Source organism: Microbispora corallina, assembly GCF_016863035.1.
In the GTDB taxonomy this organism is placed as follows: Bacteria; Actinomycetota; Actinomycetes; order Streptosporangiales; family Streptosporangiaceae; genus Microbispora; species Microbispora corallina.
This window is the reverse complement of sequence record NZ_BOOC01000057.1, coordinates 1-25,487: the sequence shown is the minus strand read 5'-3', so window position 1 is coordinate 25,487 and position 25,487 is coordinate 1. Positions and strand designations below refer to the sequence as shown.

Here is a 25,487-nt window from a genome sequence, read left to right as displayed (position 1 = left end):
TATCTGGGTGACTACAGCTCCGGGCCGAGCGGGAAAATCTTGTCCATTACTCAATGCTGGATCAGGCCGCCGACCGGGACGGGGTTGACATGGCCAGTTGCCGGAAGGGCCTGCACAAGAGCCAGGCCGACATCGACCAACGATGATCGGCGAAGGCCTGCAACGTCGGGAATCGCAGTCCAGACCGACTCAGCGGTTTCGCCGTTCGGCTCAGGCCGGAGGCGGCCGCCGGTGATGCGAACCTGGTAGAAGATCCCGACATTCTGGTGTTCAGGCAGACCAGGCAGACCAGGCAGAGCGGGCAGGCGGTCGGCCGCAGGGATCACCCTTGAGTCCACACCCAGCAAGCGTTCAACCACCCCGTCACAGCCCGTCTCCTCAGCTACCTCTCGGATGACGGCCTCGAATGGATCCTCCCCGTGCTCGACCCTGCCGCCTGGATACGCCGCCAGTCGGAAAGTCATTGCCGCACGCTATCCAACGCCCCAGATCCGCACAGGCAGGATGAGCGGGCGGCCCTGCTCCTAGGGCACGTACGGGGCACAAGACATCGTGAAACGTCGGCAACGGTGGACTACCGACGTGAGGCCAGAAGACGGCCCGACCAGCACAGCGAGCTTGACGGCGCAGGTCGCCTGAGCGGCGGTCAGAGTTCCGCTTCAACATCTGACGTTCCCACTCGTAGCAAATCTGCTCGGATTCGCTGGGGACCATTTGGGGACCACACGGTATGCACGCAGCCGAACAACTGGCATGCACGCGAACCACATTCTCACCCCTCTGAAAGCCGTTGACGTGCAAGAACGCCTACCCCGACGTCCTGGGGGTCAAGGGGTCGTGGGTTCAAATCCCGCCGTCCCGACGCAGTTCAGAGGGCTGATCCGAAGCATCGGGTCGGCCCTTTCGGCCTCTCGGGGACCACGATCATTTGTGTCCGGCCCGGGTGGCGCTGCTTGACCGCGGTCAAGCAGCGCTGGCATCAGTTGTCCGCGATACATATGTCCCTAAAGACCTGATGAGTGCGTGGACAGCCAGGCTCGGTGTCGAATCTTGAGAGCATCGCGTTCGGCGCGTGTGGGCAAGATGACATCGGCGCCGCCGTCGTACGGGTGATACAGCCACCGGAGGTCGGGAGAGCTAAGGATCACGCTGTAGATTTCGTCGTCTGCAACCGCTCGCAATACGGCATCGATGATGCTGGGGCGCCATGGTCGTGTCTCGGCGTAGAGCTGCGTGTAGATGCGGAAGTCGGGGTCGTCCCCTGGCTCTTCGACGAGGGTCTGCCAGTGCTGTGCTGCCGGTGCGACCTCTGACCGCCTGGGCCATTTCCGGGGCGTGGGTGTTGGAGTGTCCGTCCAGTCGGCCGTGATGACCAGGAGGTCTGGGCTCGGATCGAGCTCAGCCAGCACCGTGTAGTGGCGGTCGAGCAGGATGGCGTACTCCGCCTCGCTATCCGGGTAGCGCTTGGACTCCGGGAGGCTGTGAAATCTGATCCAGCGGTCCGGATGGTGACCGCGCAGCCAGTGCCCGACGGGGGGGCACTCGGGCCACTGCCGCTCCCAAAGCTGGCTCAGTGCTTGCGGGTCAAGGGAACCATTGGGGAGCATCGTGCTGTTCTATCCGATGACCTGGTGGGCGGCCAAACCGCTCATTGACAGTGAAGCGGCGGGGCTGGTCGTCGTAACGGGGGAGATGTGCGGGAGTGTGCGGTCATCCTGAACGAGTTGGCGCAGGCTCTTCGTCCGATGTCGTGGGGCGTCAGCTGGTTCGAGGAACTGGCGTCTGAAGACCAGTTCGCTGTTCTATGCGATCTGGCTGTGTACTCCACTCAGGCTGGAGCCACTGCCGAGGATGGGCCAGAGAGTGTCCTCCTGGCGGGGTTGCGGCGGACCCACACTCCGGCGGTACTGATCACGCGAGGGCGGCTGCCTGAGCAGTTGGCAAAGATCATCAATCTGCCGCTGGCTGAGCGCGTAAAGGCGTTTCGGTTACTGGTCGCGCTTCTTGCTGTCGCAGACCGACGCCGGCGCGAGCGCTACTGCATGGACGGGTGCAGTCATGCCTGGCATCAGTTAGGGGCCAGCGCGATACGGAAACAGCCACCGCCTGACCACCAAGGGACTGCGGAAGCCCCACGGCGGGACGGGCAGGAGAAGCTCAGGGTCAGCAGAACGGGAACCTAGTAGGCGGCCGTTGACATTCATGCGGGTATTCACACCGTAGAAGTCTTGGCTTGATCGCACTACTGCCGCGTGGCCGATTTTCGCCTGATACGGTGCGGCGGGGTGTCGAGAGGAGACCTTGGACTGTGGGAGATGAGCGGCAGTCAGTCCGGCAGGTCGGTTGGCCCGACAGTTGGTCGTCGCTGTCATCAGCGGAACGAGTGCGTGCCGTTGCCGCAGCCGTTGCGGATGGGACCACGGCTGTAGCTGGTCAGATTCTAGGGCTGACAACTGAGCAGATCCGCGAGGTAGAACGCGACCAGCCGGCGCCGTTGCCGGAAGCATATCGGTGCTTTCTTCTGTTGCTCGGTGGCGGTGCAGGCCACTTCATGCAGGGAACTGACGTCTACCATCCGCGCATCCTTGGTCTGTGGTCTGCGGCGAAGGAGCTTCTGGAGGAGAATGCCTCACCGTTCCGCCTCCAGGAGACTGACCGGGTGATCTCCATGCACCAGGGCTACCAGTTCGATTTTCTGCGAGGTTCGGGAGACGATCCCGAAGTTTGGTCGTATTACGAGGGTGGTAGTCCAGGGAATGTTCCCACCGCCACGCATGAGCGCTTGACAGATTGGTTGCGCGGCATCGCGGCACGCGAGATTTCGTCATGGCACCGGCTGACCGCCTTCTACCGCGAGGAACAGGCCAAGCACGCGAAGGACCGCTGTCTCTACTACTACCGAATCAACCCGGATGGCACGCGTACCGAAGAGTTCTAGTAGGGCTGGCAACGTGGGGACCATCCGGGGACGACACGTCATGCTCGCAGCCGAACAACCGGCGCGTCACCAGACGTTGTTCACAGCTACCTAGACCCCGATGAGCTGCAAAACGTCTATTCCCACGTCCTGGGTGTCAAGGGTCGTGGGTTCAAATCCCGCCGTCCCGACGCAGGTCAGAGGGCTGATTCGAAACATCGGGTAGGCCCTTTCGGCATTTTGGGGACCACGATCGTCTTGAGTCCTGCACTGATGGCGTTGCTTGACCGGTGGTCAAGCAACGCTGGCATCGGTTGTCCGCGATACAGGGTCCTCCCCCCGGTGTGTGGACACCTTGAGTGCCAGATCATGGAGATCTGGAGACCGAGGAGTTCTTGGTGATCATGAAGGTCTATCCGCCTGGGTTCAAAGCCGACGCGGTCGCCCCTTGAGTTCCTCGTCGCCGGCGACATCATCCGCACGGTGGCGATCTCTCCGACCTTCCAGCCATGGCTGAGGTGACAGCAGTCCTGACAGCAACGTCCCCACACACAGGCCCAGTTCGGCCACCGTCCACCACCCTCTGACCACGCTCTCCGCTACCCGAGCAGGGTGATTGGTCCGCCTGAAAAGCGGTAGGTCGGCAGGTCGACCCTGCCCCTGACCACCACCCTTGAACAGCCCAAACGCCCCGAGCCGATCACGGTCCGGGGCGTTTTTGATCTCCAGTGACGGCAACAGGCCGCGCACGTCCAGCGCATAGCGGCGACGGGTAGCGTCCTCGCTCACCGCAAAAGTAGGTGGCGGTAGCCGGCCGGCCAGGAGACGGTCCGCTCCACGACGCAGCGGTGGCGCCCGAGGCGTTGGCTGGACTCGATCCCGTGGCGGGCGACTGCGGGGAATGATGTCGACCACCGATTCTTAAGCGCCATACAAGTCGATCCCAAGGGCGCTGTCTCAGCATGGCCGTGCGAGGAGAAATCAGCTTTTCTGCGTAGGGATCCTCGTCCGAATTCGGTGTCGTTATTTCCGGGAGGAAATCGCCGCCGGACGGCCCTCATGAAAGGAATAGGGGATCGACGTGAATGCCCATGCATTCGAAATGTTGTGCCAGGCCGTGGAAGAGACGCATGCGGGCCGAGCCGACACCGCCCGGCGCTGGCTGGACAAGTTACGCGGACTGATCGACCCGGAGAACGCGGGCGACGACTTCCTCTACGTGCTTTACCACGACGCGTTGGCCCGTCGGCTCGGAACCGATCAGGACGGGCGCGACAACCTCTACCTGCGCCGGTTCGAACGGCCGCAGATCGAATTGTTCGATCTGGTGGCCGAACACCTGCCGGTGGTGAATCTGGCCGGTCGTATCGGCGGCGCCCTCCTCGCCCAGCATCTCGCCGGGCGGCGCACGGCCACCCTGCTGTCGATCGGCATCGGTTCGGGCGTCCAGGAGGCGACGCTCCTGACCGCGCTCGCGAAACGCGGGATGGCGCCCGGAAGGCTGACCGTCATCGGGGTGGACCCCGCGGTGGAAAGCCTCCACCAAGCCGAACGATCTCTCCGCGACACCGGCGTCACGCTGGACTTCCACGGCGTCGCCCGCCTCGCGGAGCACATGACCGACGATGACTGGGACCTGGTGCGCGAAGCGCCTCGCCCGCTGGTCATGAACGCCGCGTTCGCGCTGCACCACCTGCGTGACTCCTTGTCCGGCGTCGATGAAAGGAGCACGTTCTTCGCCAGGCTGCGAGACGCGGAGCCGGAGGCCGTGGTGCTGTGCGAGCCGGACTCCGATCATCACCGGGTGTCTCTGCCCGAGCGGTTCCGCAACTCCTGGCAGCACTTTCACCACGTCTTCCGGCTGATCGACGCGCTGGACGCCTCAGCCGCCGACCGTAACGCCATGAAGCTGTTCTTCCGGCGTGAGGTGGCCGACATCGTCGGCACCGCCGACGACGAGGAGCGCTACGAACGGCACGAGCCAACGGCGCGATGGTTGGACCGGTTGCGCCACGCAGGGTTCCGCCCGACGCCCGCCCCTGCGAGCGCGCTGCCGGACACAGCCCATCCCGCCTTCGTCCGGCAGGATCGCGACAGCGTGCGCATCGGATTCGACAGCGAATCGCTCGTGGCCGTCATCCAGGCAATGCCGGCGCCGGCGTAGCGATGGTGATCAGCTGGCCGATACGTGGGCGCGAGAGCCGAGGTCCCGAACGTCGACGACGGCCAGCAGTGCGCGGTGCTCGGCCCATGCGCCTCGTCTGACGTGTTCGAGGATCGTGCCCGGGAGGTGGCGGAGTGCTGGCAGGGATCGGCTGACGACCCCGATCCGGTGACCGCGCCAGATTGGCACCCTGCCGGACCCGCCGCGCGATTGCGCCGCCACGGTCGCGACCGGACCCCTTTCCTACGGCATTCTCAAGGGCATGTACGTCGTGCTGGTGAAGTGCTCGCAGACCACGCCCAACAGGACCTCCTGCACCAACATCGGCTCCCAGCGCGATCCCGCGTCAGCCGGCACCTTACGGCCGCTACTACTACGCCGGCCCTGTGACGGTGTACTCGCCGAACAACGGGCCAGGTCAGCCCTGGGCCTCCAGCTCACGAAAACAGCGACGTGTTTTCAACTGACGATCATCTCACTAGGCTGGGCGTCACTGCTGTCTTCACTCACCGGACTCGGGTAGGGCGAGATGGCCAACGGACCGGCACACGGCAGGCTGATCGGTCGCGACCCTGAGCTCGGCCTCCTCACGAGGGCCGTGTCGGGCGCGGCGGACGGAGCGCTACGGGCCGTGGCGGTGCGTGGCGATCCGGGGATGGGGAAGACCCGTCTGCTCGCCGAGCTGGCTGATCTGGCCCGGGCCCGTGGCTTCGCCGTCCATCACGGTCAGGCGACCGAGTTCGAACGTCACGTACCGTTCGGGGTCTACATCGCGGCGTTCGAACCCCAGCCGGGTGATCCGAGCCGGGACGCGCAGGGTGCGCTGACCGAGTTACTGCTGGACGCCACCGGGCCGTCCGAGGCCCGGCGGGCGGGGCTCGGCCGCTACCGGCTCTTCCAACGCGCGCGCCGGCTCATCGAAGACCAGGGGGCCGCCGGCCCGGTCGCAATCGTGCTCGACGACCTGCACTGGGCGGATCAGTCCTCCGTGGAGCTGACCGAGTATCTGCTGCGCCGCCCGCCGCGGGCGCCGTTGCTGCTCGCCACCGCGTACCGCGCGGCCCAGGTGCCCGCGGGCATCGCCCGGGCCGTCGCCGAACTCGGCGAGGCCGCCGTCCACATCGGTCTCGCCCCGCTGAGCGAGACCGACGTGGCGGCGCTGCTGCCGGAGGCGGACCGTGGCCGGCGACGACTGCTCTACCGCACCACCCATGGAAACCCGCTCTACCTCCAGGTGCTCGCCGACGCCGGCGTGGAGACGTTGACGGCCCTCGCGGAGGCCGGTGGCGAGGCAGGCGGCGCACCCGAGCGGGCACTGCTCGACGTACTCAGCACCGAACTGACCGCCCTGACGCCGGATGTCCGGCAGGTCGCCTGCGCGGCGGCGGTGGCCGGAGAGCCGATCTCGCTGGACCTCCTCGCGTCCATCACCGAACTGCCGGAGGCCGCCCTCGATCGCGCCATCGACCACCTGGTCGGCGTGGGCCTGGTGGTCGAGGCCGATGCCACGTTCCGGTTCCGTCACCCCTTGGTCCGGGCGGCGGCGTACTGGATGTCCGGCGCGGCCTGGCGCTCCCGCGCCCACGACCGGGCGGCGGAGTACCTGCGCGGCAACGGCGGCCCGCTGCAACTGCTGGCCCACCACACGGCGCGATCGGCGCAGCACGGCGACGTGCAGGCGGTGCGAACGCTGGAGGCGGCGGCCGCGGCGGCACTGGACGCCGCTCCGTCCACCGCCGTCCGGCTGTTGCGGACGGCGATCCGGTTGCTGCCGGATGAGGCGGACCAGGCGTTGTGGCGGGTCCAACTGCAATGGGCGCTGGGCCGCGCACTGGGGGTGACCGGCGATCTGGCGGCCAGCCGGCAGATCCTGCAGGAGGTGATGCGGGCGCCGGGGCCGTTGCGGATCGCGGCGGTGAGCTTCTCCTCGATGATCTACCGACTCCTCGGCGACTACGACGAGGCGAAGGCACTTGTCACCACCGAGCTGACCCGGCCGCACGCGCGCGACCGGTCGACCAGCCTGGCCCAGGTCGGGCTGGCCGCGGTGGAGCTGATGGGGCGGGAGCCGGGAAAGGCCCGGCTCGCGGCCGCCGACGCGATCCGGTCCCTGAGGGACGCGGACGACGAGGCGCTGGAATCAGCCGCCCGCACCATCCACGCGCTGGCCAGCCTGCGCGACGGCCACGTGGCACAGAGCCGGCGCGAGACCGACCGCGCGGCGTGGCTGACGGACGCCATGACCGACGACGTCCTCGCACCGCACCTCGAATTGATCGCACCGCTGGCCTGGGTCGAGATCCACCTGCGACGCTACGACGACGCCTCGCGGCATCTGCGCCGCGGGCTGGACATCGCCCACCGTGCCGGGCGTAGCCACAGCGTGCCGTACCTCCTCATCGCCTTGTCCGCGCTGAACGAGCGGCAGGGACGGCTGTCCGAGGCGATGACCGCCGCCGAGGAGGCCCGCGAGTCGTCCCGGCTGATCCACAGCCGGGAGACCCTGGCCATGTCCAGCATCCTGTTGCTGCGTCCGCTGTTGTGGCGGGACGGGCCGAGGGCCGCCTTGGAGCTGGCCGAACGGATCTCGGGGACCCGGCCCCGGTCCGGCTGGTGGTCGGGGCTGGCGCAGATCGACCTCGCGCTGGTCTACGCCGAGGCCGGGCAGCCGGACCGCGCTCTCGCCGTGCTGACCCGGGAGGACCCGGGCGACGAACCGACCACGACGAGCTGTCTGGCCCTCCAGGCGACGATCACAGCCGTTGCCGGTGCCCAGTCCGAGGCCGGCTCGCTCGCCGAACACGCGCTATCCCGGGCGATGAAGTCGGGTCTGGCCCATCAGCTGGGGTCTGCGCATCGAGCGCAGGCGAAGGTGCTCATGCTTTCCGGGAGACCGAAGGAAGCGGTTGTTCACGCGGCACGGGGCGCCGACCATTTCGCCGCCGCCGGCGCACCGGTCGAGGAGGGGCTCACGCGGCAACTCGCCGCCGAACTGTATGCCGCTCTGGGTGCGGTCGCGAAGGTCCGGGGCGAGATAGGCCGGGCCAAGTCCCTGTACGCCGCCACCGGGGCGACCTGGCTTTCCGCCGCGTTGACCCGCGACGAACGCCGGCTGGCCGCCCGAGCGCCCCGGGGACGGCGCCAACCGGCAGGTCCGCTCTCCGCGCTCACTACCCGGGAACGGCAGATCGCCAGCCTCGCCGTGGACGGACTGACCAACCAGCAGATCGCGGAGCGCCTGTACCTGAGCCCCAAGACGGTGGAGGCCCACCTCTCGCGCACCTTCGCCAAGCTCGGCGTCCGGTCGCGCGTCACACTCATCCAGCACCTGGCCGCGGACGCGCGAGCCCGGGACGACCGAGCGGCCGCCGGCCCGGACGCCGGATCGATGTAGGGGTGCGGTAGGGAACCGCCCGATGCTAGCGACGGCCGCCGCGGAGCATGCTGCTGCGGCAGGCCACGCGATCATCGAGAGAGGTTCGCATGTCACCCTCCCGTGACCCACGACGCACCCGGGCATACGTCGTGCTGACGACGTTGTTCGCCGCCCTGGGGCTGCTCCTGCCGGCCACGGTGGCCAGCGCCGATCCGATCCCGCTGCCGACCCGACCCCCGTTCCCGACGTTCTCGCCGCTGCCGTCCGGCGTTCCGCTCCCGCCGCGCCCGCCGCTGCCGGTCCCGCTACCGTGCCCGCCGACCTGTGTGGACGTGCCGGGACCGGATCCGTACGACGCGGTCGTCTACGGCGACAGCTACACCAGCGGAGAGGGCGCGAGCCACAACCACACGTACGTGACGAAGTCCGACGGCAGCGAGGACTGGACCCACAAATCCGGTCTGGCCCCCTTCGCCGTGGCCTGGACGGGCCTGGAGATGGGCCGCTACCCGTTGTACTGGCCGACCCTCACCTCGGACACGATGCTGACGGGATTCGCGCGCGACCGGCTCTTCTTCCACGCCTCGTCCGGCGCGTGGATCAAACACCTGAACGAGCCGCAGATGGAGAACGCGGGCGGAACGGTCGTCCGTAATCCGCCACAGGCCCAGGACGTCCCGACCATGGCAAAGATCGTCTACTTCGGGCTCGGCGGCAACGACGCCGGTTTCGCCGACCTGGTCAGCACCGCGGCCGAGGCGTACCTGAACCCGGCCACCGGCCGCTTCGGAGTGTTCACCTGGCAGACCGACCAGGAGCAGGCGGTCGCTCTCGAGGTGGGCCGGCTGCAGTCGCGGATCACCCCCCTGCCGGGCAAGATCGTCCAGGGGTTGGAGACCGTCCGGGAGACCCACCCGGTGGCGGAGATCGTCGTGGCGCTCTACCCGCTGCCTGTCAAGGCCTCGGGCAACACCGGCATCGAGGAGATCACCGGTCACACCATGGACCTGATGTATCCCTTCGCGACCAAGGTGAACCAGGCCATCCGGGACGGGGTGGCGCAGTTCCAGGCCAGTTATCCGAACACCAAGGTCCACATCTTCGACCCGAACACGGCCGGGCCGAACGGCACCAGCGTCGTCGCGGGACATGAGCTCGGCCAGCCCGACACCTACTTCCAGGGCCTCGTACGCCGCCCGGACGTGCTGTGGAGCGGCAAGATCTTCAAGTCGTTCCAGGAGAGCTTCCACCCGAACGAGCTCGGCGCGGTGGCCATCGGCAAGGCGCTCGCGACCTTCCTGGCGGCCAAGATGCCGGCACTCTTCCCGCAGGGCCCGAACTTCGACCGCGTGACCATCAACCCGCAGCCGTTGGCCGCCGCGACTCCGGACGAGATCCAGTCGGTCGGGCAGTGGGCATACACCAACTCCTCGCAGCTCTGCGAGGAGACCGACATCGACAGCGTGTGCCGCGCCATCACCCCGACCGGCATCGTCCTGTCGACCGACCTCTGGTTCGACCCCGGCAAAGTCCTCCCGTTCCCCGTCCCCGGCGAGCCGGTTCCGGGCGGCTCTGACACGGGTTCACCCGGCGGCGGTGGCGGCGGCGGGTCGACCTGGATCCCGGCCGACTACATTCCTAAGGACCCGTGCGACATCTTCCGGCCGGTCCGCTATGAGTTCTACACGGGGGTACGGATCCAAGGCGGGCCGCTGGAGACTCCGACGGTCATCGACGGCCTCCTCTGGGCTCCCAAGAAGCCCAAGTGCGTCCCGGGCGTTGGACTGATCTTCGAGTAGCCGCCGCCTCATCACAGCCACAGGCCGCCGCCCCGACCGGTTCCGTCGGGGCGGTGGCCGGCGGGTGGCGAGGCCACGGAATGGGGGCCTTGGATCAGTGGGAGGATTGTGAGGGTGACGGCAGTAACCAGTGACATCGAGAAGGCGGCCGGGGTGCTGCGGGCCGGAGGCCTGGTGGCCTTTCCTACCGAGACCGTCTACGGTCTGGGCGCGAACGCCGAGGACTCCGCCGCCGTCGCGCGCGTCTTTCAGGTCAAGGGGCGCCCGCCCTCGCACCCCCTGATCGTCCACATCGGTGGCGGGGAGCATCTGGGCGACTGGACCGAGGACGTGCCGGCGACGGCGCGCCTGTTGGCCGAACGCTTCTGGCCGGGGCCGCTCACGCTGGTCCTGCGGCGCGGCCGGCGGGTCCCCCTCGAAGCGACCGGTGGCCTGGAGACGGTGGCCCTGCGCGTGCCCGCCCACCCTGTCGCGCTCGCGCTGCTGTCGGCCTTCGGTGGCGGTGTCGCGGCCCCGTCCGCCAACCGCTTCGGCTCGGTCAGTCCGACGACGGCGAGCCACGTCCGTGCCGAGCTTGGTGACGCCGTCGACTTCGTCCTGGACGGCGGCCCCTGCGCGGTCGGCGTCGAGTCGACCATCGTCGACGCCACGGGCGAGGTCCCGAGTGTCCTCCGGCCCGGAGGGGTGACGCGCGAGGACCTCGAAGCGGTGCTGGGGCGCTCGCTTGCCGTCCACTCGACGAGCCACGTTCGGGTGCCGGGTCAGCATCCGTCCCACTACGCGCCGCGCGCACGGGTCGTCCTCGTCGAGCCGGAGAAGGTCGTCGCCGAAGCGGAGTTCGCGCAGGAGCTCGGCCACCAGGTGGGGGTCCTTCTTCCCCCCACCTTCGCCGGCGCCCCGGTGAAGGCGCACGCCGTGGTGGCGGTCCCCGGTTCGACGACCGCGTACGCGCGCGGGCTGTACGGGTTCCTGCGGGAGCTCGACCAGCGGGGGTGTGACCTCATCGTCGCGTCCCTGCCGGTGGAGGAGGGGCTGGGACTGGCGATCGCCAACCGGCTCCGCCGCGCCGCGGGGCCCCGCCCCTCCGACTGACCTCGTCAGTGGTCACGCTTCCCCACCCGTGGCACCCGGCCGCCCCGGGCGTCGGGTGCGGGAGGGGGAGCTGTGGTCAGGAGGCGGAGCCGGCGGTGACGTCGAGGCCGCGGGCCGCCACCACCTGGGCGCTGCCGTCGGCGAGGCGGTAGCACAGGCCCACGACGGCGGCCCGGCCGGCGTCGACCCGTTCGGCGAGCACCCGAGAGCGGTCCAACAGCAGGTCCACCGTGTGCCGTATGTGCTCGGCCAGGATCTCGTCCGCCTGGACGCGTCCGGCGGCCCGGGCCGCGAGCACGCTGGGCGTAACACGCTCGACGACGTCCCGGATGTACCCGGCCGGCGCCATCCCGTCCTCGACCGCGGCGCACGCGGCGCCGACCGCGCCGCACGAATCATGACCGAGGACCAGCACCAGCGGGCAGTCCAGCACGTCCACTCCGTACTCGATGCTGCCGAGCACCTCCGCGCCCATCACGTGGCCCGCGGTGCGCACCACGAACAGGTCGCCCAGGCCGCGATCGAAGATGATCTCTGCGGCCAACCGGGAGTCGGAACACCCGAACAGGACGGCGAACGGGCGCTGGCCCGGTGCGATCTCGGTGCGGCGTGTCGCGTCCTGGTTCGGGTGCTCCGGGGCGCCCGCGACGAAGCGGCGGTTACCGGCGAGCAGCACCTCGAAGGCTTCTTCGGGAGTCGGAGACGTGATCTCGGCCATGGCCGCAGCCTAGGCCACGCCCTTCTCCGGCTGATGCGCCGCCTGGTCTTCAGGGTGCCCGCCATGGCCGGGCCCTGATTCCAAGGCCGCCAGGAGCCGCAACAGCGGCGGTCTCAGCGGCGGTCTCAACGGCGCAGCCCGTCGAAGATGATCGTCAGTGTCCGGGTCCGGAGTTCGTCGCCCCACTGGTTGCGTTCCGCCGCCATGCACGCGGCCCCGAGCAGTGCCAGCAACTCCGGCATGCGCAGGTCCGCGCGGACGGCGGCGGCCTCCTGGGCGCGGAGCAGCAGCCTCTCGATGGCGTCTCTCATGTCTCGGCTGATGTCCGCCGTGCCGGCCTTGGGGTCGAGGCCGGCACGGGTGAGCACGTCGGCCAGGGTCTTGTTCCGCGTCGCGTTCTCCACGATCCGGGTGAAGAACTCGAAGAACGCAGCGCCGGGGTCGTCCGCGACCGTCAAGGCGTCCGCCTCGCTGATCAGGCGCTGTGCGCGCTCGATGATGACGGCCTGGTAGAGCGCCTCCTGGGTCGGGAAGTGCCGGTAGATCGTGCCCAGTCCGACGCCGGCGTGCAGGGCGATGGCACGCATCGACGCCGTCAGGCCGTCGCGGGCCAGGACCACCTCGGCCGCCTCCAGCACGCGCGCCCGGTTGTGCCGCGCGTCGGCGCGCAAGGGCCTGCCCCTGTCGATCATCACTCTCCTCGCACGTTGACATCCGGAACAGTTGTTCCGTATGTTCTGGATCCGGCGACAGGCGGAACAACTGTTCCGGATCGTAGCCGATTCCCCGTCCCGGCAACGGAAGGACTTCGCGATGGATTACACGACGCTGGGCCGCTCAGGTCTCAAGGTCTCTCCTGTGTGCCTGGGAACCATGAACTTCGGGACCTCTCACGCGGTGGCCGGCTGCGACGAGACCGAGGCCGCCCGCATCGTCGACGCCTTCCTCGAGGCCGGCGGCAACGTCATCGACACCGCGGACGGCTACTCCGGCGGCCAGTCCGAAAGCATCGTCGGCCGGGCCGTCAAAGGCAGACGCGAGTCGGTGGTCCTGGCGACCAAGGCGTTCCTCCCGCAAGGGCCGGGCCCGAACGACAGTGGACTGTCGAGGGTCCACCTGACCAGAGCGCTGGAGGCGAGCCTGCGCCGGCTCGGCACCGACCACGTCGACCTCTACCAGTGCCACCAGTGGGACGACTCGACCCCCGTCGAAGAGACGATGGCCACCCTGGACGGCTTCGTGCGCTCAGGCAAGGTCCGCTACCTCGGCTGCTCGAACTTCACCGCGGCTCAGATCGTGGAGTCCCAGTGGGCGGCTCACCGCCTCGGTGCCACCCCCTTCGTCAGCCTCCAGCCGCAGTACTCGCTCCTGGCCCGCGGCATCGAAGCGGAGATCCTGCCGACCTGCCGGCGTCACGGGCTGGGCACGCTGGTCTGGTCTCCGCTCGGGGGAGGGGTGCTGACAGGCCGGTACCGCCGCGGAGCCGCCCCCGGAGCCGAGACGCGGATGGGACGGCTGCACGCCTCCACGCTGCCCATGGCCCGCGCCTGGGCCGACGGCCTGCTCAACGAGCCCAACCTCGAGATCGCCGACCACGTGGTCAAGGTCGCGGCCGACCTGGCCACGACGCCGACGGCCGTGGCCCTGGCCTGGGCGCGGCGCCGGCCGGGCGTCACCTCCGTCATCGTCGGCCCCCGCACCCTCGAGCAGTTCCAGGGCAACCTCGCCGGGTTCACCCTGGACCTCCCGGCCGAGGTCGCCGGGCACCTCGATGAGATCTCCCGGTCTGCCACCCTCGTCCCGGTCAACGGCATGACCACCGGGCGGTAGGGATGCGGCGGGTCCTGGACGCGGGGTCACCGAGGCCGGTGGCCCCTCCTCTTACGGCCGGTCGGCACGGCCCGGCGACCGGAGCCGTTCTGCGCGGGTTTCTGTGCCTGCCGCCGGGCCGGCTTCTCCGCGGGGGACGCGGGGGTACGGCCCCGCGAGCTGTTCACCGTCCGGCCGCGGACGATGCCGATGAAATCCTCCACCAGGTCGGTGGTCGCGTCCGTGGGCCAGGTCAGCGCGACCTGGGACTGCGGCGCGTCCAGGACCGGCCGGTACGTGAGATCCCTGCGGTGGTGGAGGCGTGCCAGCGACTGCGGGACCAGGAGAATCCCGGCGCCGGACGCCACCAACTCGACCGCCTCCGACGTGGTGTCCGGGCGGGTGAACGCGGGCAGTCCGGGCCGGACCGTCCACTCGATGGTGTCGTCCAGCGGATGGAACACCTCGTCGTCGGCGAGGTCGGCGACGCTCACCTCGTCGGCGGCGGCCACCGCGTGGTCCTTGGGCACCAGGACCACCGTGGTCTCCACGTAGAGGGGAATCACACTGAGCCCGTCCCGATCGACCGGCAGCCGGGCGAATCCGGCGTCGGCGCCGCCGTTCCGCAGGAGTCCCACCACCTCGGCGGCGGGCACCGGGACCAGGGTGATCGGCACGTCGGGCATTCTCTCGGTCCAGGTGTTGACCCATTTCGCGGGTGTCACACCGGGCGCGTACGCCAGCCGAAACTCCGCGCCGGTCTGTCCGTCAGTCACGTCCTCAGGCTACCGATGTCCTGGGAACCCGTTCCGACTGACTACTCTTGACGTTTATGAGCTCGCCCAGACCGAAGACCATCCAGACGATGAAGCCCGCGACCGCGGCCAAGAAACTGGGTGTCCTCCTCTCGGCCACTCCCGCCGAGTTCCAGGAGGGTGTCGTCTCCAGGGACGAGCTGAACGAGTTGCAGGCGAAGCCCCCGGCCTGGCTCGTCGACCTGCGCCGCAACGGCCCGCATCCCAAGCAGGTCATCGCCGCGAAGCTCAAGATCTCCATCTCCGGCCTGATCAGAGGCGGCATCACCGGACCGCTCACCACCGCCGAGATCGACGCGCTGAAGGCGGAGAACCCGGAGTGGCTGGAGCGGGAGCGGTCCGTCCAGGCCGAGGTCCGCAAGGAAGCACTCCGTCTCAAGCAACAACGCTAGACGGCGGCCGGTCAGCCGCGCGGATCAGGACGACGGCGCGGGGCCCGTCGACTCGCGGACGCTGAGCGTCGTCGCCAGCTGGAGATGCCGGGAGGCGGGCTGGACGCCGTCCGCCATGCCGAGGACGGTCTCGACGGCCATCCGGCCCATGCCGACGAGAGGCTGCCGGACGGACGTCAGCCGGGGCGCGGTCCACTCGGTCTGCGGCGTGTCGTCGAACCCGGTGACCGACAGCTCGCCGGGGACGGCGATGTGAAGCTCCTTGGCCGCCGCGAGGACCCCGACGGCGATCTCGTCGTTGCCCGCGACGATCGCGGTCGGCCGCTCGGCGAGCGTGAGGACGTCGTGGCCGTGCCGGAGTCCCGCCTCGACGGAGAACGCCTCATGGCGGATCAGCGCGCGGTCCGGTGTGATGCCGGCGGAGTCGAGCGCGGCCTGGTACCCGTGGAAGCGTTCCACCGAGGGGGCGGAGCCCGGCGGGCCGCCGATCCAGGCGATCCTGCGGTGGCCGAGCCTGATGACGTGCTCGGTCGCCGAGCGGCCGCCCGCCCAGTTGGTGGAGCCGATGCTGACGACCTGTGACTCGGTCGTGTCGATCGGGTCGATCGCCACGACGGGCACCTCGAGATCCTCGGCGGCGAGGAGCACCGAGTCGGGCACGGCGACGGCGAGCGCGATGAGACCGACGACACCGGACTCCTTCTGCTCCGCCATCCAGGCACGGGCCGCCGTACGGTTCGTCCTGATCGATTCGCCGGGCGGCAGGCGAAGGAGGAGTTCGGCCTGCGCGGAGGTCGCGGCCACGAGGATCCCCTGGAGCACGGTCCCGGCGTAACGGGACTCCACGATGTCGAGCACGGTGACGAGGGCCCGTTCCCGTGTCTGCTCGTGACGCGCCGCCGTCGGCTTGTAGCCGATCTCGGCCATGACGCCGAGGACGAGCTCACGCGTGTTCGCGCCCACGTCGCTGCGCCCGTTGAGGACCTTCGAGGCGGTCGTCGGCGAGACGCCGGCCAGCCTGGCGACGTCCGCCAAGGTGGCTCGCTCCGAACGACCTCGCCGTGGCATCAGGGCCCTTCCGACCTACGAAATTATTTCGAACCTACCACGGAGATCTTCATCCATCTCGCGCCAGGCATTCGGCCTTGTCCACCCGTTGACGCCGGAGAGAGGCCAACCTAGTGTCCAGGAGATGCCGAATAGGTTGCGAAGTATTTTCGAAACCACCGCAGTGTCGCCGATCATCTCCCGCCCGTACCCGATCCTGCGAAGAGAAGTGAGACCATGACGAGCGACGACGTGTCCGAACCCCGGTTGCGGATCGACGGCAGGCTGTGCGAGGAGAGCGCGCTCCCGCACGTCTGGAGCAGGTGTGTCGGCGCCGGACGGGCGAACGAGGCACTGCGCGCCGACTGGCAACGGCAGTTCGCCGAGGCCGTCGACACCCTGGGATTTCAGTACATCCGCTTTCACGGCGTCTTCCACGACGACATGTTCGTGTACCGGGAGAGCTACGGCGGCGGTTTCGGCGAGAACGCGCGCCTCGACTCGCCCGTGTACACGTTCAGCTATGTGGACAAGGTGTTCGACTTCATTCTGGACCGCGGCGTCCGTCCATTCGTGGAGCTGGGCTTCATGCCGCGCGAGCTGGCGACGGTGACGGAGACGCTGTTCTGGTGGCGCGCTCACTGCAGCCCGCCGAAGGACATGGCGCGCTGGGTCGAGCTGGTCACGAGGTCGGTCGAGCACTGGATCGACCGGTACGGCCTCGCCGAGGTGCGGGAGTGGCGATTCGAGGTGTGGAACGAGCCGAACCTCGTTCCCCACTTCTGGACCGGGACGAAGACCGAGTACTTCGAGCTTTACGAGCAGACCGTGAGGGCGATCAAGGCGATCGATCCCGCGTTGAAGGTCGGCGGTCCCGCGACGAGCGTCTTCGTGCCCGACGACCGCTACAAGGGCGAGGTCGAGGACCGCTCCGCGATGCGCGAGACGGCCGCCGCGGCCGACGTCGACGCGCTCGACTGGCGCCCGGTGTGGATCGAGGACTTCATCGCCTGGTGCTCGGAGCGCGAGCTGCCGATCGACTTCATCTCGACCCACACGTACCCCACCGACTACGCCTTCGGCGCCGACGGCGAGGCGGTGCCGATCACCCGGTACGCCGATGCGACGTTCGACGACCTGACCCTGCTGCGCAAGCTCGTGAGGAACAGCGCGTATCCCGACGCGGAGATCCACATCACCGAGTGGTCGACGTCGCCGTCGTCCCGCGACTTCATCCACGACACGGTGTTCGCCGCGACCTCCATCACGCGGTCGTACCTCAAGTGCGCCACCCTCGCCGACTCGATCTCCTACTGGACCTTCACCGACGTGTTCGAGGAGGGAGGCGCCGGGATCGGGCCGTTCCACGGCGGGTTCGGCCTCGTGAACGAGGGCGGCGTCCACAAGCCCACGTTCCACGCGTTCTCGATGCTGGAACGCCTCGGCGACCGGCTGCTCCTGGAGACGTCCGACGGGGTCGTGACCCGGGACAGCCGTACGTCGGCCGTGTCGGCGCTGTTCTTCAACTACCCCGACGACATGGGCATGCGGGCCGTCGGCTCGGAGGAGACGTACCCGGCGACACGCGCGCGGGCCGAGATGGGGCCGAGCCGGAGGATCCGGCACGCGATCGGCGGACTCCAGCCGGGCACCGCGTTCCTCGTCGAGATCCTCGACTGGGAGCACGGGAACGTCGCCGAGGCCTGGTACCGGCTCGGGTCCCCCCTCAACCCGTCCCGGGCGGAGAGCGAGCACCTGAGCAGGGTCGCCGACTCGCTCCTCAGGTTCACGCTCACCGTGCCCGGCACCGGTGTGCTCGACCTCGACGTCGAACTCGGGCCGTGGGCGGTGATGTCGGTGAGGCAGTCGGCATGACGGCCGGCCTGTCGCCGGCCGGGGTGACGCGCCGCCGGGTCAGCACGGCAGTGGCCGGCTGTCCATGTCCGCGTCGCTGTCCGTGCTCACAGGAGTGTCCGGGGTGAGGGAGCGGATGCGTGGTATCGGCGAGGGGAGCAGCCAGAGCAGAGACAGCGCCCCGCCGACGGCCGCGATGAGAAGGGTCCCCCGGATGCCGATGAGGGTGGCCAGGAGGCCGCCGAGGACGGAGCCCAAGGGGCGGATGCCGTAGTTGATCGTGCTGTAGGCGCCGGCGACGCGGCTGCGCATGCCGTCGGGGATCACGGCCGCCTGGAGAGAGTTGAGGTTGACGTCGAACAGCATGACGCCGACGCCGGAGACGAACTCGGTCAGGGCGAGGGCTCCGGCACGCACCCATAGCGGGCCGTCCGCGGCGGCGACGATGGCAAGCGGTGCCGGAAACAGCACCGCGCCCGCGGCGATGCTGCGCCCACGCCGAGCCGTCGCGATAATTTGGGGGCGATCACCGCGCCGAGGAGTGAGCCGGTCGCGCCGATCCCGAACGCCAAGCCGATGACTCCCGCGGTCAGTCCGAGGCTGTGGCTGGCGAACAGCACGATCAGTCCGTTCCCCCCGACGAAGGTGAAGAAGTTGACCGTCGTCGTGCACCCGAGGCCTGCCCGCAGCACCGGGTGGCGGACCACGTAGGTCAGTCCCTCTCTGGCACGACGCAGCAGCGGGGGAGCCGCGTGGTCACGGGCGGCCGGCGATTCGTCGATCGGGATCCGGCCGACGAGGACCGCGGATGCCAGGAACGTCAGGGCGTCGACGACGACGGCGACGGGAGCGGTCAACGCCTGGACCAGGGCGCCGCCGATCGCCGGGCCGGCGACGAACGACGCGGACCGGCTGGCGCTGAGCTTGCTGTTCGCGTCGACGTAGGACGAGCGAGGCACCAGGTGGACGAAGAACGGCGGATAGGCGGTGTTGAACAGCACCCCGGCCGCGCCCGTCAGCAGGGCCACGACGTACAACTGTCCAAGGGTCACCACCCCCAGCAGATAGGCGGCCGGGAGGGAGAGCAGCACTGCCGCCCGCACCAGGTCGGCGAGAACCATCAGGCGCCGCTTGTGGACACGGTGGTCGACCCAGGCGCCCAGGACGATCGCGAGCAGGTTCGGAGTCCAGATCAGCGCGGTCAACCACGCCACCTCGTTCGCCGAGGCGTGCAGCGCGCCGACCGCGATCAGCGGCAGGGCCAGTTCGGTGATCCGGTCGCCGAACTGCGAGACCGACTGACCGGACCAGAAACGAAGGAACCGTCGATCCCGCCATAACGACACGGGGAACGCCTGGTCCGTGGCGTTCATGACCTCCCACCGGCCTGCTCCTCGGCACCTTCCGGCAAGACGTAACGCAGCAGGCGGACGCCACGGACGCCGGCTGGGCGCGCGGACTCGTCACGCGTCACGTACGGCGCGAGAATGCGCTCGATCGCATCCTCGATGGCGGCGAGCTCGTCGGCGGACACGACGAGGCGGGTGCTGGCCGAACCCGCGATCCTTCGCCACTCCGGTTCGAGCGTGGGCTCGACCTCGGCCAGCCACCGGCCCGGCAGGTCTCCCGAGCGCAGGAACATCTCCCGGGACAGGACCCGCGCAGCCGACCTGCCCTCCTCGTCATCCGGATCCTCCGGCACCTCCAACCGGAAGCCGCGCGCCACCGCCTCCCAGCGTCGCTGCCGGCGATCGGGGCCGGGCGCGGCATCGCGGACCAGTCCGAAACCCGCCAGATGCCGCAGGTGCCAGCTGGTCACCGACGGGGTCGCTCCCACATGGGGCGAGAGCTGGGTCGCCGTCGCCGGACCGTGCCGCTGGAGGCGTTCGAGGATCGCCAGCCGCACCGGATGCGCCAACGCCCGCATCGCCTGCGGATCAGTGATCTCGATGTCGCCGAAGCGGTTCCCCGTATCCATAGTGTGAGAGTATTCTCTCATAATTCTTGAGAGTCAACTCTCACAACTGGTCGGACGGCTCGGCTGGTACCCCTGCGAGGTTCAGTCGGCGGCGGTGGGTTCGCCGGCGATCTCCCAGATATGGCCGGCGAGGTCCCTGAAGCTCGCCGTACGCACTCCCCATGGCCGGTTGACGGGACCGTTCAGGAGCACGGCGCCACGTGAGACGACGCCGTCGGCCACGGCGTCGACGTCGTCCACGGTTATCGTGAGAACGGCCCGGGCGCCGGAGTCCGACGTGCCCGCTCTGGCCGGCGCGACCAGGCCGGGAGCCTCCGCGACGGACAGCAGGTTGACGAGCGTGGATCCGATGCGGAACACCACGCTGTGGGGATCTTCGAAGTGGACGGGCAGCTGGAACACGTCCGTGTAGAACGCCTTCGATGCGGCGAGATCCTCGACGAAGAGCGTGATGGCGGTGATGGAGGTCGCCCAGGTCTCCATGGTCAGGCTCCCCTCTCGGCGGGCGAACGGCGGCGTCTCCTCCACCTGGCCGGCAGAATCCCGCAGTCGGACGGGGACGCGTCGACCAGTTCGTAGGAGTCGCGAATCATGGTCCCGTCGAAGATGCGAGGGCCCTCCCCGGCGATTCCCGGGTTGACGAACAGGTGGAGTTCGTCGACGAGATCCTCGCGGAGGAGGCCGTTGACGAATCCGGCGCCGCCGAAACAGACCACGTCTCCATCGGCCATGGTCAGGGCCCGGCGTACGCCCTCGGCGAGCGGGGCGTTGATGACCGTGGTCCTCGGCCAGTCGCCGTCCAGGCCGCGTCCGGTGACCACGAACGTGGGCAGCTCGCCGATACGGCGCGCGAAGCGGTAGTCGGGGTCGTCCGGGTGCTCGTCCGCGGTCCGGCGCCAGTGGCCGAGGTACCCCTCCGTGATCATCGGGCGGCTCAGGAGGATGCCCGAGGCGGCGCCGACCACCTCGTTGAAGCGCTTCCTCACATCGGCGCTCCACGGCCAGTCGGGCCCCCAGTCCCACAGCTGCCAGGTGGATCCCGCGATGTCGCTGCCGACGAATCCGTCCATGGACGCCTGCATGTGCACGATGAGGCGGTTCATTGCCTTCTCCATTCAGCTTCAGCCCGATCCGGTGAGCTCGTGACGCGGCCGATCAGACGCGTCCTCGATCAGCCCGCGGGGCAACTGTGGTACGTCTCGACGAGCCACCTGCCGTCGCGTCGCGCGAAGGTCCAGGTCGCCAGCTCCCACCGGCCGGGCGGAGGGGTGTCCTCGCCGGCGAACACGGTGGCGCTCCGGGTGACCACGACCGCCACGTCCTCGGCGACGAACCTGATGCTCTGCGGGGTGTGGACGCGCTTCGACCCCTTCAGCGGGCCGGCGAAGGCGTCGCCCATGCTCTTCCGGATGTCCGCTCTGCCGCGCAGGTGGACTCCGGGGAGGATCACCGTGGCGTTCTCGGCGTACCGGTCGGCGAACGCGGCGCCGTCGCCGTCCGCCCACGCGCCCGACGTCGCGTGGAACACGGCGAGCACGGCGCGCTCCCCGTCCTGCGCCGACGAGACGCCTCCCGGCTCCGCCTGCTGGTGAAGATCTGCGCTCATCTCATCCTCCGACGATGACAGGGCTCCGGTGCGGCCGCCCGATCAACCGACGCGGCGCCTGCGCTGTTTTGGACGGCGGCCCGGCCTCGGCTTCGGCCCGGTCCGCCGCATGGATCCCCGTCATGCCGGCGGCGTCTCGGCCGTTTCGGGACGCGGGAAGGAGTCGAGCAGGCGCTCGACCGCGGTGACGTCGCCGGACACCGTGAGGTCTCCGGTGCGGACGGCGTCCTCCAGGCGGCGCCTTCGGGTCAGCACGGTGGCGAACGTCCTGGGGTCGGTGGTGACGGTCGCGTCGGGGGAGGCGGGTTCGCCGCGGGTGATGTCGATGGCGCCGTCGGCGACGCGGACGGTGATGTGGTCGTCGCCGAAGACCAGGGCGTAGACGGCGGACAGGCCGTTGCTCGCCTCGGCGGAGAAGTCCCCGGAGAGCGCCAGCATGAGGGCGTCGACGCTGATGCCGGCGTCGAGGTCGCGGAACGGTGACTGGCGGCCCCAGCGGCCGAGGTGGACCAGGACCGGCTGGAGCTGGCGCCCCCAGTCGGTCAGCTCGTACACGGAGGATCGGGCGGGCGGGCCGAGCCTGCGCCGGCGCACGATGCCGGAGTGTTCGAGCTCGCGCAGCCGCTGGGACAGGCGGTTGGGGCCCGCGTTCGGCAGGCCGCTTCGCAGGTCGCTGAAGCGTTTGGGGCCGAGGAGCAGTTCGCGGACGACCAGAAGGGCCCAGCGCTCGCCGACCAGGTCGAGGGCGTGTGCGGCGGCACAGGCGTCGCCGTAGGTTCGCGTGCTTCCCACGCCGTCGTTGCTTGGCACGCCGTCGATTCTATCCGGTGGTGTCTTCCAAAACGGACTCTGTTGATATCGAAGTTGTACTAAGCGGTTCCCATATGTAATCTTCGAGCCGTTCCCGATCAGGAAGAAGGAGCGATGATCCTCATCACAGGAGCCAACGGACGCCCCGGATCGGCCACCGTCCGCGAGTTCGCCCGGCACGGCACACCGGTCCGTGCACTCGTGCGCGACCCGGACAAGGCCGGCGACCTGCGGGCGCTGCCGGGCGTCGAGATCGTCCACGGCGACATGCTCTGGCCCGAGACGCTGGAGTCCGCGCTGGACGGGGTGGACCGCGTGCTGATGATCAGCGGCGCCGGCCCGGAGCTGCTGGAGACCCAGTGCACGTTCATCGACGCCGCGGTCAAGGCCGGCGTCGGCCACCTCGTGAAGTTCTCCGGCAAGGACTCGATCGAGGGGTTCGACAACGAACGGTTCCGCTCCAGCCGCAGCCACGAGCAGGTCCTGCGGTACCTGCTCGCCTCCGGCCTGCCGTGGACGCTGCTGCGGCCGAGCCAGTTCATGCAGGTGTACTTCGAGGAGGTGCCCGACATCGTCGCCCACGGCGAGCTCCGCCTGCCGCTCGGCGACACCACGCTCGCCCCCGTCGACATCGAGGACATCGCCAAGGTGGCCTACGCCGTCCTCACGACACCGGGCCACGAAGGGGTGACCTATCCCATGACCGGGCCGGAGGCCCTCACCATGGCCGACGCCGCCAGGCACCTCTCCGATGCCATCGGCAGGCCGGTCCGCTACCGCGACGTGACCTCCGAGGAGAAGCAGCGCGACTGGCTGGCGGCCGGATACCCGCCGCCGCGCGCGAAGGCGTTCGCGCAGCTCTTCCAGGAACGGAAGCGACTGGGCCGCTCGACCGTCGACCTGTCCACCCACGAGCGTTTCGGGATCGAACCGACCACGTTCGCGCAGTTCGCCCGTCGCAACGCCGACGTCTTCCGCGGCGCCGCCGACTACACCGTCACCCCCGCCTGAGCGGGGCGGAGACGACAATGCATCAGGACACAGAGCCGGAGAGCCCGGACGCCACGATTTTCGTGCTCGTCCACGGGGGCGCGCACGGCGCCTGGGCGTTCGGACGCCTGGCATCGCTCCTCGTCCAGGAGGGCCACCAGGTCGTCGCTCAGGACTTACCCGGGCACGGGCTGGGGGCGGGCTTCCCCCGCTCGTACACCACACGACCGCTCAACCTGCAGGAGTTCGCGACCGAGCCTTCTCCCATCGCGCACCTGAGCCTGCGGGACTACAGCGAGCAGGTCATCGGATGCTTCGGCGGCTCGCTGCACGGATGCCCCACCGCCGGATCGTCCTCCTCGGGCACAGCATGGCCGGGATCGTGCTGAACCAGGTCGGCGAAGCGGTCCCCGAGCTCATCGACCGCCTGGTCTACCTCTCCGCCTGGATGATCGCTGACGGCACGTCGTTCAGCGACTATATGAACGAGCCGGAGTACTCCACCGGCCTGATCCCCTCCGTCCTCCTCGCCGACCCGGCCGCCACCGGTGCGCTGCGCATGGACTTCCGATCCGGCGACCCGGCCTACCGCGCGCGTCTCAAGGAGACCTTCGCCGCCGACGTGGACGACCACGACTGGGAGGCCATCGCGCACCTTCTCACCCCCGACACCCCCATCGGCCCGCTCGCCGAACCGGTGACCGTCACACCGGGCGGATGGGGCCGGATCCCGCGTACGTACGTCATGTGCACGGAGGACCAGGCCCTCCCGCCGGACGCCCAGCGGCGCTTCATCGACGAGGCCGACGCGCACGTCCTCCACAACCCCACCGATGTGCGAACGCTCCCCAGCAGCCACTCTCCCTTCGCCTCCCGACCGGAAGCGCTGGCGGAGATCCTGCTGGGACTCTGAGCGGGCGACCGGGATCGCCTACGGGATCAAGGTGCTGCAGCCGGCCCGCCGACGTCCGGCAGCGGGTGCTGACCAACTGGAAGTCCTACGGCTACAGGGAGGACACCCGGTCGTCGCGTCCGCCGGACCGGCGCGGTCCAAATCGCTGTGTCCTCTGCGTCGGTCCGGTGACGGCCGCCGCAGGGCGTCCGCAGTCACGAAGGCGGCCACGGCCGGCTCATCGAGGCCTCGAAGCCGCCCCACAGTCAAGGAGAGTCAATGAAAATAGCCGGAAGCACGGCTTTCGTTACCGGAGCCAACCGCGGGCTGGGCCGGCGTTTCGCCGAGCAGCTCGTGGCCCGGGGCGCCACCGTGTACGGCGGCGTCCGCAACGTCGCGTCGCTCGACGTGCCCGGGGTGATCCCGGTCGCCATCGACGTCACGGACGCCGCGTCGGTGGCCGCCGCGGCGGAGAGGACGTCCGGGGTGTCGCTGCTGATCAACAACGCGGGCTCCTACACGGGGGCGTCGGTGTCCGACGGTTCCCTGGAGGACATCCGCCTGGAGATGGAGACCCACTACTTCGGCACGCTCGCGGTGAGCCGTGCGTTCGCCCCGCAGCTGGCCGGCAACGGCGGCGGCACGATCCTCAACGTGCTGTCGGTGCTGTCCTGGGTGACCTACCCGGGGTACAGCGGCTACGCCGCGGCCAAGTCGGCGCAGTGGTCGCTCACGAACGCCCTGCGGCTGGAGCTCGCGGCCCAGGGCACCACCGTCGCCGCGTTGCACGTCGGATACCTCGACACCGACATGGTCGCGTTCGTCGACGCGCCGAAGAACGACCCAGCGGTGGTCGCCGCGCTGTCGCTCGACGCGCTCGAGGAGGGCTCGGTCGAGATCCTCGCCGACGAGGACGCACGGCAGGTCCAGGCGAACCTGGCCGGGGGAGTGACCCGGCTCTACACGGCCGCCGGCTGAGCAGCCGGCACGGGCATCGGCCGCCGGCCCACCGCGGCCGGCGGCCGTCACGACGCTCCTGTCCAAACCGGCGCCGGTTCGGCGTCGAGTACATGACTCACCGCCGAAGCAGGCGGTGGGGCGTCCGACGCGGTCAGACCACAGGGAGAGAAGCATGGCAGGCAATCGGTCGGAGATGGTCAGAGACCACTGGCGCAGAATGAGGGAGGCGGCCGTCACGAACCCGGACGAGACTGCTGCCGACGTCCGG

Annotated in this window: 26 protein-coding genes and 1 pseudogene; 13 read left to right on the top strand and 14 right to left on the bottom strand. The window is 69.2% G+C overall.

What is annotated here, in order from left to right:
* Positions 1-50: 50 nt before the first annotated feature.
* Positions 51-464 carry an NUDIX hydrolase gene (locus Mco01_RS36360; protein WP_204061358.1) on the bottom strand — a complete coding sequence of 138 codons (414 nt, stop codon included), beginning with the start codon at positions 462-464 and terminating at the stop codon, positions 51-53.
* 540 nt (positions 465-1,004) lie between these two features.
* The gene (locus tag Mco01_RS36355) at positions 1,005-1,607 is read right to left on the bottom strand and encodes a DUF3885 domain-containing protein (RefSeq protein ID WP_204061357.1); all 603 of its coding nucleotides are present in this window, start codon (positions 1,605-1,607) and stop codon (positions 1,005-1,007) included.
* A gap of 87 nt (positions 1,608-1,694) precedes the next feature.
* Between Mco01_RS36355 and Mco01_RS40380 the strand changes: the two genes are divergently transcribed.
* A complete protein-coding gene (locus tag Mco01_RS40380) occupies positions 1,695-2,183 on the top strand; it encodes a DUF5958 family protein (protein ID WP_372445022.1) in 489 nt (162 codons plus the stop codon).
* Positions 2,184-2,308: 125 nt separating this feature from the next.
* A complete protein-coding gene (locus Mco01_RS36350) occupies positions 2,309-2,938 on the top strand; it encodes an SMI1/KNR4 family protein (protein ID WP_204061356.1) in 630 nt (209 codons plus the stop codon).
* A gap of 770 nt (positions 2,939-3,708) precedes the next feature.
* On the opposite strand, the pseudogene Mco01_RS36340 reads toward Mco01_RS36350, so the two are convergent.
* Positions 3,709-3,810: pseudogene (locus tag Mco01_RS36340) on the bottom strand (IS5/IS1182 family transposase); the annotation flags it as partial.
* Between the two features lie 209 nt (positions 3,811-4,019).
* Between Mco01_RS36340 and Mco01_RS36335 the strand changes: the two are divergent.
* The 4 genes from Mco01_RS36335 to Mco01_RS36320 all read left to right on the top strand — a co-directional run bounded on the left by Mco01_RS36335 (position 4,020) and on the right by Mco01_RS36320 (position 11,348).
* Complete coding sequence (locus Mco01_RS36335) at positions 4,020-5,081, top strand: GRAS family protein (protein WP_275410681.1); 1,062 nt, start codon at positions 4,020-4,022, stop codon at positions 5,079-5,081.
* Between the two features lie 529 nt (positions 5,082-5,610).
* Entirely contained in the window at positions 5,611-8,475 is a 2,865-nt protein-coding gene (locus Mco01_RS36330) for a helix-turn-helix transcriptional regulator (RefSeq protein ID WP_204061354.1), read from the top strand.
* Positions 8,476-8,564: 89 nt separating this feature from the next.
* Positions 8,565-10,256 carry an SGNH/GDSL hydrolase family protein gene (locus Mco01_RS36325; RefSeq protein WP_204061353.1) on the top strand — a complete coding sequence of 564 codons (1,692 nt, stop codon included), beginning with the start codon at positions 8,565-8,567 and terminating at the stop codon, positions 10,254-10,256.
* Between the two features lie 114 nt (positions 10,257-10,370).
* Complete coding sequence (locus Mco01_RS36320; RefSeq protein WP_239104187.1) at positions 10,371-11,348, top strand: L-threonylcarbamoyladenylate synthase; 978 nt, start codon at positions 10,371-10,373, stop codon at positions 11,346-11,348.
* 76 nt (positions 11,349-11,424) lie between these two features.
* On the opposite strand, the gene Mco01_RS36315 is transcribed toward Mco01_RS36320, so the two are convergent.
* Complete coding sequence (locus tag Mco01_RS36315) at positions 11,425-12,066, bottom strand: carbonic anhydrase (protein ID WP_204061352.1); 642 nt, start codon at positions 12,064-12,066, stop codon at positions 11,425-11,427.
* Between the two features lie 125 nt (positions 12,067-12,191).
* Positions 12,192-12,758, bottom strand: coding sequence for a TetR/AcrR family transcriptional regulator (locus Mco01_RS36310; RefSeq protein ID WP_204061351.1), 567 nt, complete (start codon positions 12,756-12,758; stop codon positions 12,192-12,194).
* A gap of 121 nt (positions 12,759-12,879) precedes the next feature.
* Here Mco01_RS36310 and Mco01_RS36305 point away from each other — a divergent pair, with 121 nt between their 5' ends.
* Positions 12,880-13,896: an aldo/keto reductase gene (locus Mco01_RS36305; RefSeq protein ID WP_204061350.1), complete on the top strand. Its 1,017-nt coding sequence runs from the start codon at positions 12,880-12,882 to the stop codon at positions 13,894-13,896.
* A gap of 26 nt (positions 13,897-13,922) precedes the next feature.
* On the opposite strand, the gene Mco01_RS36300 is transcribed toward Mco01_RS36305, so the two are convergent.
* Positions 13,923-14,651 carry a LysR family substrate-binding domain-containing protein gene (locus tag Mco01_RS36300; protein ID WP_239104186.1) on the bottom strand — a complete coding sequence of 243 codons (729 nt, stop codon included), beginning with the start codon at positions 14,649-14,651 and terminating at the stop codon, positions 13,923-13,925.
* A 56-nt stretch (positions 14,652-14,707) separates the two neighbouring features.
* Between Mco01_RS36300 and Mco01_RS36295 the strand changes: the two genes are divergently transcribed.
* Positions 14,708-15,082, top strand: a complete 375-nt coding sequence (locus Mco01_RS36295; protein ID WP_204061349.1) for a DUF5997 family protein — start codon at positions 14,708-14,710, stop codon at positions 15,080-15,082.
* A gap of 24 nt (positions 15,083-15,106) precedes the next feature.
* On the opposite strand, the gene Mco01_RS36290 is transcribed toward Mco01_RS36295, so the two are convergent.
* Complete coding sequence (locus tag Mco01_RS36290) at positions 15,107-16,117, bottom strand: LacI family DNA-binding transcriptional regulator (protein WP_239104185.1); 1,011 nt, start codon at positions 16,115-16,117, stop codon at positions 15,107-15,109.
* Positions 16,118-16,366: 249 nt separating this feature from the next.
* Between Mco01_RS36290 and Mco01_RS36285 the strand changes: the two genes are divergently transcribed.
* Entirely contained in the window at positions 16,367-18,004 is a 1,638-nt protein-coding gene (locus Mco01_RS36285; RefSeq protein ID WP_204061347.1) for a GH39 family glycosyl hydrolase, read from the top strand.
* 39 nt (positions 18,005-18,043) lie between these two features.
* Here Mco01_RS36285 and Mco01_RS39985 read toward each other — a convergent pair whose 3' ends face one another.
* From Mco01_RS39985 to Mco01_RS36250, 7 genes are all read right to left on the bottom strand, one after another.
* Positions 18,044-18,400 (bottom strand): MFS transporter, encoded by a 357-nt coding sequence (locus Mco01_RS39985; RefSeq protein ID WP_204061346.1) that lies wholly within the window; start codon positions 18,398-18,400, stop codon positions 18,044-18,046.
* Entirely contained in the window at positions 18,376-19,356 is a 981-nt protein-coding gene (locus tag Mco01_RS36275; RefSeq protein ID WP_204061345.1) for an MFS transporter, read from the bottom strand. Before Mco01_RS36275 ends, Mco01_RS39985 begins: the two co-directional genes overlap by 25 nt.
* The gene (locus Mco01_RS36270; RefSeq protein ID WP_204061344.1) at positions 19,353-19,961 is read right to left on the bottom strand and encodes an ArsR/SmtB family transcription factor; all 609 of its coding nucleotides are present in this window, start codon (positions 19,959-19,961) and stop codon (positions 19,353-19,355) included. The genes Mco01_RS36275 and Mco01_RS36270 overlap by 4 nt, the downstream gene beginning before the upstream one ends.
* A gap of 81 nt (positions 19,962-20,042) precedes the next feature.
* Entirely contained in the window at positions 20,043-20,444 is a 402-nt protein-coding gene (locus Mco01_RS36265) for a VOC family protein (protein WP_204061343.1), read from the bottom strand.
* Positions 20,445-20,446: 2 nt separating this feature from the next.
* Positions 20,447-21,064: a dihydrofolate reductase family protein gene (locus Mco01_RS36260; RefSeq protein ID WP_204061342.1), complete on the bottom strand. Its 618-nt coding sequence runs from the start codon at positions 21,062-21,064 to the stop codon at positions 20,447-20,449.
* 68 nt (positions 21,065-21,132) lie between these two features.
* On the bottom strand, positions 21,133-21,567 hold the full coding sequence (locus Mco01_RS36255) for an SgcJ/EcaC family oxidoreductase (protein ID WP_204061341.1): 435 nt from the start codon (positions 21,565-21,567) through the stop codon (positions 21,133-21,135).
* A 120-nt stretch (positions 21,568-21,687) separates the two neighbouring features.
* A complete protein-coding gene (locus Mco01_RS36250; protein WP_239104184.1) occupies positions 21,688-22,377 on the bottom strand; it encodes a winged helix-turn-helix transcriptional regulator in 690 nt (229 codons plus the stop codon).
* A 114-nt stretch (positions 22,378-22,491) separates the two neighbouring features.
* Between Mco01_RS36250 and Mco01_RS36245 the strand changes: the two genes are divergently transcribed.
* From Mco01_RS36245 to Mco01_RS36230, 4 genes are all read left to right on the top strand, one after another.
* Complete coding sequence (locus tag Mco01_RS36245; protein ID WP_204061340.1) at positions 22,492-23,388, top strand: SDR family oxidoreductase; 897 nt, start codon at positions 22,492-22,494, stop codon at positions 23,386-23,388.
* Between the two features lie 17 nt (positions 23,389-23,405).
* Positions 23,406-23,756: an alpha/beta fold hydrolase gene (locus Mco01_RS36240; protein WP_204061339.1), complete on the top strand. Its 351-nt coding sequence runs from the start codon at positions 23,406-23,408 to the stop codon at positions 23,754-23,756.
* Complete coding sequence (locus tag Mco01_RS36235) at positions 23,702-24,280, top strand: alpha/beta fold hydrolase (protein ID WP_204061338.1); 579 nt, start codon at positions 23,702-23,704, stop codon at positions 24,278-24,280. The genes Mco01_RS36240 and Mco01_RS36235 overlap by 55 nt, the downstream gene beginning before the upstream one ends.
* Before the next feature lie 258 nt (positions 24,281-24,538).
* Positions 24,539-25,237: an SDR family oxidoreductase gene (locus tag Mco01_RS36230; RefSeq protein ID WP_204061337.1), complete on the top strand. Its 699-nt coding sequence runs from the start codon at positions 24,539-24,541 to the stop codon at positions 25,235-25,237.
* Positions 25,238-25,487 lie beyond the last annotated feature (250 nt).